General features: G+C 69.2%; 4 protein-coding genes. 1 reads left to right on the top strand and 3 read right to left on the bottom strand.

From position 1 onward, the window contains the following. Window positions 1-894: 894 nt before the first annotated feature. From mca to G4Z16_RS32675, 3 genes are all read right to left on the bottom strand, one after another. Window positions 895-1,821: a mycothiol conjugate amidase Mca gene (mca, locus tag G4Z16_RS23075; RefSeq protein ID WP_197352591.1), complete on the bottom strand. Its 927-nt coding sequence runs from the start codon at window positions 1,819-1,821 to the stop codon at window positions 895-897. A gap of 391 nt (window positions 1,822-2,212) precedes the next feature. Beyond that, window positions 2,213-3,661, bottom strand: a complete 1,449-nt coding sequence (locus tag G4Z16_RS23070; protein WP_197352590.1) for a metallophosphoesterase — start codon at window positions 3,659-3,661, stop codon at window positions 2,213-2,215. 396 nt (window positions 3,662-4,057) lie between these two features. Then, on the bottom strand, window positions 4,058-5,401 hold the full coding sequence (locus tag G4Z16_RS32675; RefSeq protein WP_246531008.1) for a M23 family metallopeptidase: 1,344 nt from the start codon (window positions 5,399-5,401) through the stop codon (window positions 4,058-4,060). Between the two features lie 875 nt (window positions 5,402-6,276). Between G4Z16_RS32675 and G4Z16_RS23060 the strand changes: the two genes are divergently transcribed. Then, window positions 6,277-7,464, top strand: a complete 1,188-nt coding sequence (locus G4Z16_RS23060) for a S8 family peptidase (protein ID WP_197352589.1) — start codon at window positions 6,277-6,279, stop codon at window positions 7,462-7,464. Window positions 7,465-7,875 lie beyond the last annotated feature (411 nt).

Raw genomic sequence — 7,875 nt, 5'->3', positions numbered from 1 at the left:
GTGAAGCGACTGTCGCCTTGATCGCGTCGAAGTCGTCGACGCCGAATGTGCTTGTGATGCTGAACGTGCTCGTGGTGCTCGATGGTGCACCGGCGCCGCCGGCCTGGGGGACATCGGAAGGGTTCCGCGGAACTCCGCCCCCGGGAGGACCGCCTCGGCGACTAAGAGGCGGGTCGTTGATAACTCCCGCACCTCACCGCCTTCGCTCAAGCTCTCTAAGCGGATCTCGGCGACCTTCAGGGGTAATGCTGAGGAATGCCCGCGACGCGTACGGGCCTGGCTTGATATCCCGGCTCTCAACGCCGCAGTCGATCTTCTGGAGCTGACGGATTCACTCGGCTTCCTGACCGGAATCGCCCCTCGCCCGTGAAGCAGGGCCGCTTTGATGCCGGCTGCGTGTACGACACCGGAAGCGCCCGCATGGCGAGAGTGCCCGGGTTTGAGCCTGGCCCGTCTCTCCATTTTCAGTCCCCCGAATGAGAAAAGTCCCTGTGGAACTCACAGGTGACGCACCTCGCTTGTGTGAGGGCTTCGGGGCCATGCCCGTTCACAACCTGTTCACACGTTCCGAATGTTTATACGCGGGCAGCCGCCTCCGTCAACGGTTGGGATCGGCTCCCCGGGCCCTCCGGCGTCTGACATCACGCTTTCCACGGAACGCACAGCGATTCGATGACATAAGTCATGTCTGACATGATCATGTATGTCATGCCGAGTCAGAGGGGCGGGACGGTCGCGAAGGGCTCTCCGCGGTGCTCACCCGCGCCTGTCACGGCCGCCCTCGCAGGTGCTCCGGAGCTTCCGTCAACTGACGCGGGTGACCCGTCCGCTCGGACCGGTCGGGACGGCGGAGCATCTCCGACCGCACCACCGGATGGCCGACTGCGACGCCGGTCAGGCCACTTCCACCGTGCTGATCGACGCGCGGCCCTCCACCGGCCGGGTCGGGAACGGGGGCCTGAGGCCCGAGAAGAGATCGTCCTCGGGGAGGCAGGTGTCGACGAGCGACTTCGCGAGCTCGTACTCCTCCGTCGGCCAGACCTCCTTGTGGATCTCCAGCGGGACGGAGAACCAGCCCCCGTCCGGGTCGATCTGCGTGGCGTGGGCGGTCAACGCCTCGTCGCGGACCGCGAAGAAGTCGTCGCAGGTCACGAACGTCGTCAGCTCCCGCTCCCGGTCCTCGAACGGAGCCATCGCCCGTAGCCATTCGGCGCCGAGGGCGTGCAGCCCGCGTTCGAGCAGCGCGCCGTACAGGGCGCGGGTGCGCCGCGGGTTGAGGGTCTGGTTGTAGTAGATCTTCTGCGGCTGCCAGGCGGCGCCGGCCTCCGGGTATTTGGCGGCGTCGCCCGCGGCCTCGAATGCCGCCATCGAGATCTTGTGTGTCATGACGTGATCGGGGTGCGGGTAGCCGCCGACCTCGTCGTACGTCGTCATCACGTGCGGGCGGAACTCGCGGATCAGCTTCACCAGCGGCTCGGCGGCCGTCTCGACGTCCTGGAGCGCGAAGCAGCCCTCCGGCAGCGGTGGCAGCGGATCGCCCTCGGGGAAGCCGGAGTCGACGAAGCCCAGCCACGCCTGCTTCACGCCGAGGATCGCACAGGCCCGTTCCATCTCCTCGCGGCGCACCTCGTGGATGTTCGCCTCGATCCAGGCGTCGCCCTGCAGCTTGGGATTGAGTACCGAGCCGCGCTCACCGCCGGTACAGGTCGCGACCAGCACATCCACGCCGGTGGACACGTACTTCGCCATGGTCGCGGCACCCTTGCTCGACTCGTCGTCGGGGTGGGCGTGCACGGCCATCAATCGCAGTCGCTGTCTCACGGCCGCACCTGCCACGTCGCCGGCAGCGGACGAGTGCCCGCCGACACAACGTCGGGTAAGAGGCAAAAGGGCATGGTTGTTCCCCTGTCTGGTCGTTGATTGCGGCAGCTGAAGGCGGGTCCGTCACGTGGACCGGCGCGTGCTGCATCGAGAGCGAGCGTTCTAACGCGCGGCTGCGCCGGGAGTCAATCGCATCTTCGAGTGGCAAAAATCATGACAGTGGGTGTTCAACCTGCCATGTCGGTCCTGGAGTCGGTCGGCCCGGCAGGGGAAGCGCCTGATGGACGGCGGTGCGCACGCGCACGCTGACCACCGGCGTGATGTCACGGTGGAGGTATCGGTGCCGGGCCGGCAGCGATGCGGAAGCTCAGCTTCGGGCCGGCCCGGCCCGTCAGGCGAGGGGCGAGGCGAGGGTGACGACCGTGATGTCGGACTCGGCACCGACGCGGATCGGCGGGCCGAAGGAGCCCGCGCCACGGGTCACATAGAGCTGGGTGTCGCCGTAGCGGTCCAGGCCCGCCACGGTGGGATTGTCCAGCCTGGCCAGGTACGTGCCCGGCCAGAGCTGTCCGCCGTGGGTGTGGCCGGAGAGCTGCAGGCCCACGCCGTGATTCACCGCGTCGTGGATCTGCACCGGCTGGTGGGCCATCAGCACGGACGCGCGGGAGGGGTCGCGGTCGCCCAGCGCGGCCTCGAAGTCGGGCCCCTCGCCGATGGGTTCACCTCCGAGGTCGTTGACTCCCGCGAGGTCGAAGCCGGGCATCTCGCGGCGCTCGTTCTCCAGCGGGTGGATGCCGATGCCGCGGAAGTGGTCGATCCAGGAGCGGGCATCGCCGAAGTACTCGTGGTTGCCCGTCACGAAGTAGGTGCCCTGCCGGGAGCGGAGCCGGGTCAGCGGTTCGACTGCCGGGGCGAGATCCTCGACGGTGCCGTCGACGACGTCCCCCACGATGGTCACCAGATCCGGCTGGGTCGCGTTGATCGCCTCGACGATCCTCCGGGTGTGACCGCGCCCCAGGACCGGCCCGACGTGCACGTCGCTGACCACTGCGATGCGGTAACCGTGGGCGCTGCGCGGCAACTTGGGGAGCGTGACGGTGACGCGCCTGGTGGTGGGGCCGTTGAGGAGGCTCACGGCGCCGGTGGCGACGGTTGTCGTGGCGACAGCGGTGGCGCCGATCGCGAGGGTGCGGGCGACGAAGAGCCGCCGGGAGGGACCGCCACCTCCGGCCTTCCCGGGGGCTTCGCCTCCCGGGCCGTCGTGCCCGGAAGCGCCCAACTCGGCGGCGGGGGCGGCCGGTTGCCCTCGGCGGACGCAGCCCTTCCGCCCTCGCGTGAGTGCTTCGCCTCCGGGCCCGGGTCCGGCCGGGGCCAGGACTTCGCCCGCCGGTTCACCTTCCGGGCCGCTCCCCCGGGACGCCATGCGCGTGAGGGTGTCGCCGTCCAAGTCCTCGACGGCCGGGGCTTCTTCGCCGGAACGGTCGGGCAAGGCTTCTTCGCCGGAACGGCCGGGCGAGCCGGCGGCACGGCGGTCGAGCCACCGGAGAAGGAGTGGACGCACCAACTCCCCTGCGAGCAGGGCGAAGGTGAGATAGACCAGCATGGCCAGCCAGAGGTAACCCGGCCAGGCGATCACGCGCAGGATTCCGAAGGGCGCACCGGCGGGGCCGGCGATCAGCGTCCCGACCGCGGTCCCCGAGAGCAGCCACACCAGAACGGTGCCGGTACGCCGCCACCGTCCGCCCTCGCGGGAGACGTCCTTGACCAGGCGTCTCCACAGGTACCAGTGAACGGTCACCAGCAAGGGGATGGCGACGATGTTCAGGAGTAAGAGGGCCATGCCGGCGCTCCCCCGTTCCTGCGGCCGCCGCACAGTCTTCGCATTCCGAGGACGCCGGTCGCGCCCGGAGGCACTGAGGCGCGTGCGGCCTGCGTCCGGCGCCAGTGGTGCGCCGTGCGTTCGGGGGCGACGGACGTGTGACCACGCTCGTAGGCGAGGTCACGGGCGAACGAGCTCGGGAGGGTCGAATGCCGCACGCCGGAGGCGGGCGATAACCAGGAGAGGCGGCGAGGCGCCGTGAGGGGTCGGGACATGGCCAAAGTATGGCCGTACTTCTGACCGCGCCGCCCGGGCGGGCGGGCCGTGCCGCCGCATCCGGACGGTGAGGTCCCCTCGATCAGCACGTTAGGAGGAGCCACGGGCACGCAGGTCCCGTGGCTGGTTGCCCCTTCGGCGTCAGTGACCGGGCGCCTTCGACGGGACCGGCAGCGGTTCCACCACGGCTCGCTCGCCCGGCATCGCCCGCTCCCTGACGCGGAAGTGGTCCGGGCTCGAAGGCCATTCACGGAAGCGCCGGAACAGCATCGGCACGCCTCGGGCGACGGAAAGGTCGGAGCTGTCCATGGCCTGCATGTGCACATGTGGCTGCGTCGAGTTGCCGGAGTTGCCGCAGTTACCGATGTGCTGGCCTTCCGCGACCTTCTCGCCGACGGACACGCGGATGGAGCCGGCCTGGAAGTGCGCCAGAGCCAGGAAGGTGCGGCTCTCCGGCATCGAGATGATCACGTGGTTGCCCGCGACGGCGCCCACGCCCTGACGCACCCGTCCGGCCTGCCCCAACGCGTAAGGCACCAACGCCAGTTGCGACCGGCGCCCTTCGTGATCGATCTCCCCGTCGTGCACGGCGACGACGGTGCCGCTCCTGGGAGCGAGAACCGGCTGGCCGAACGCGAAGTAGAGCTCCGGCGGCTCGGTGGCGAGGAAGGTCCGCCAGCTACGGCTGCCGGCCGTCCGGTGGCGCTCGTCCACGCCGACGAAGTCGATGGCGTAGCGCCCGCCGAACATGTCGGTTCCGTGACTCGGGACCCGCCGGGCAGGGCTGTTCTCGACGCGCCACCGCCCCGTGAAGGGCAGAGAGACCTCGATCCCCCCGTCCCCCGGACTCTGTGACGGTAACTCTGAGGCCATGGCCTCATCATAAGTCAGCACCCCCGCAAGGGCGGTGGCGCCGACGGCGACCGTCCGGGCGACGAAGAGCCGACGAGGAGGGCCGGCTTCCCCGGTCCCGTTGTCGCCGGGGGCATCGTTTCCGGAGCCCTCACCCTCGGGTCCGGGAGAGGTGGGCCCGTCCGCGCCGCCGCCCTTCCCGCTCTGCCGGTTGGCCTCGCTCCCGGACCCGTGTCCGGCGCCGGCCAGGACCTCACCCGCCGGGTCCTGGCGTGCCGGGCCCGTTTCCTCGCCGGGCCCTTCCGGCGTTCGGGCGGCTCGGCGGGCGAACCACCGGCGCAGCAGTGGCCGGACGACCTCGCCCAGGAGCAGGGCGAGGGTGAGATACCCCAGCAGGGCCGCCCACAGGTCCGCCCAGGCGAAGACGCGGAGGGTCTGGAAGAGCGCGACGTCAGGTCCGGCGGTCAGTATGCCGACGCTGATCGCCACGAAAAGGAACACCAGCACCGTGCCGGCACGTCGCCACGGTCCGCCCTGGCGGGAGACGTCCTTCACCAGGCGTTTCCACAAGTACCAGTGGAGGGCGGCGAGTACGCACAGGAGCAGGACGTCGTTCAGAAGCAAGAGGGCCATGCCTGAGCTCCCCCGTTCCTGTGGGCACCGGACAGTTCTCGCATGCCGAGCACACCGAGCGCTGAAGGTAACTCTTCTCCGACCATGCGCTCACCTTAGGTGAGCGCCACGACGGCGGGCAGTGGTGTCCTCTCGGGGCAAGACGGTCCTGAGCTGCGTGAATTCCGAACCGCGGCACGAGCCCGGACGTCCGACGCCGGGTTCCGCGTCTCCCGCGGCCCTCCGCAAAGTGATGACAATTGCCACGTCCTCAGGTCGATTTCGGGTTTGTCTCACGTAGCGTCAGATCGAAGCGACATGATGCCGTGTCATGCGTGATGGACTGGCACGGCGGTCTGTTCCTGGCGATCTGCGTTCGCCTGCCGAGCTGTTGCTTCCATCATTCGTACGCCGTTCGCGGGCCGCCCGGTCCGAGAGGACGGATGAGCGGGGCGTTGTCACGCTCGCGGCGCATGGTGCGACGGGCGGCCGCCTCCGGCGGCGTCCGCCGGAACCGTTCTGCGTATCCGCGGCCATGGCACGCCCACGTTCCTCGGCGTGGACCGGAACCGGTGCGTGGCTGCGCACGCACCGAGCCGTCCTGAACAGGGCCGGGGCCGCGGGGAGTTCGGCCGGACCTCGGCCGTCGTGGACGCGGCGCCGTCCGCTCGCCGCGGCTCAACGGCCTCCTTCCCCGTCAGGGGCGGCCCGAATGAGGTGACCGCGCCAGGCGGCTCCGGCGAGGACCACGGCCGGGGCCCGGCCGGACCGGCTGTGTCTTCACGTCCGGGCCTGCCGCCGAACCCGGGCGGGGGCTTGCTCCACCAGTACTGCCATGGCAGTCCGTCGCGCCTGCCGTGTAACCGACACTCAGACATTTCACTGCGGGAGAGACCATGCGAGCCGTTCCGTCAGTTGTTCGCCGTAAGAACCTCGTCACCGCTCTGGCCGTGGGTGCTGTTCTGACCATTGCCGTGACGGCCACCCCCGGACACGCCGAGGACATCGGGACGGTCGCAAATGCCGGGAGCGCCAAGGCGGTTGACGGCAGTTACCTGGTGATGTTCGAGAAGGGCAAGCGGCCCGACGTCGCCGGCGAGTACGGCGTGCGGGTGCTGGAGAGATACGACAGCGCGGTGAACGGGGTGCTGGTCCGTGCCGGGGAGGAGCAGGCGAAGCGGATGGCGGCCGACCCGTCCGTACGGCTGGTGGAGCAGAACACCAAGGTGGAGCGCGTCACTTCGCGCAAGAAGACGCAGCAGGATCCGCCGTCCTGCGGGCTGGACCGGATCGACCAGCCGTCGCTTCCGCTCGACAACTCCTACAGCTACCCGGCCGGCGCGGGTGCCGGCGTGGACGTCTACATGCTCGACACCGGCATCGACTACGACCACCCCGACCTGCGGCCGCGTGCCAAGCCCGGCTTCGACGCCTTCGGCGGGGACGGCAAGGACGAGAACGGCAACGGCACCGCCATGGCAGGGATCGTCGGCGGCACCGAGCACGGCGTGGCCAAGAAGGCCACGATGATCTCGGTGAAGGTGCTCGACGCGGAGGCCGGCGGGACGATCGCCGGTGTGCTCGACGGCATCGACTGGATCACCAAGCACGCCTCGGGACCCTCGGTGGCGAATGTCGTCATCGGCGTCCCCGCAAGTGACGTGCTCGACGATGCGGTCCGCAACTCCATTGCTTCCGGGGTCACTTACTCGCTGGAGGCGGGTGCCGACTCGGCCGATGTCGCCGACTCCTCCCCGGCGCGGGTGGCGGAGGGCATCACCGTGGGCTCCTCGGACTGCGGCGACAAGGTCGCCCCGTTCAGCAATCACGGGCAGGGCATGGACATCTACGCCCCCGGCGTGGACATCACGACCGACTCGCCGGGCGGAGGAACTCAGACCATCTCCGGCACCACGGCCTCGGGAGCGCATGCCTCCGGTGCGGCCGCGCTCCATCTCGGCCGGCACCCGAGGGCGACCCCGGGTGAGGTGGGCAAGGCGCTCGACCGTGCGGCGGCTGTCGGAGTACTCACCGGTGTTCCGAACAGCGCCACACCCAACAAGCTGCTCCAGGTGAAGCGCTGACCGATGCCGCCGTGGCCGGCTCCCCGGGGCGCGGTGGCAAGGCCACCGTCCACCCCGTCCGGAGCCGGCACGCGCTGCGGGCCGGAAGACCGGGGCGGCTGCGGCGCCGCTCCCGCCCCGACAGCACGACTTCGTCCCTGCTCACGCCGATAGTTTCACCAGGAAAACATCAACAATTCGGACTCTGTGGACACACGACACCAGACGCCCACAACTTGCGCGAATTACTCGATGGTTGCCGGCGGTCTGATGTTCTATATGCAGTTTGACGAGGAAAGATCCATCGTCCGGAGTCCATATTGACATACGTCCGGGTGCTCGGAAAACTGTCGGCGCACTGAACCCTCACGGTCAGGGCACAGAACATCCCCAAACCGAATCCCAATTCAACGGGCGGAAATTTGCTACTCA

This window comes from Streptomyces bathyalis (genome assembly GCF_015910445.1).
In the GTDB taxonomy this organism is placed as follows: domain Bacteria; phylum Actinomycetota; class Actinomycetes; order Streptomycetales; family Streptomycetaceae; genus Streptomyces; species Streptomyces bathyalis.
This window is presented reverse-complemented; position numbering and strand designations above follow the sequence as displayed.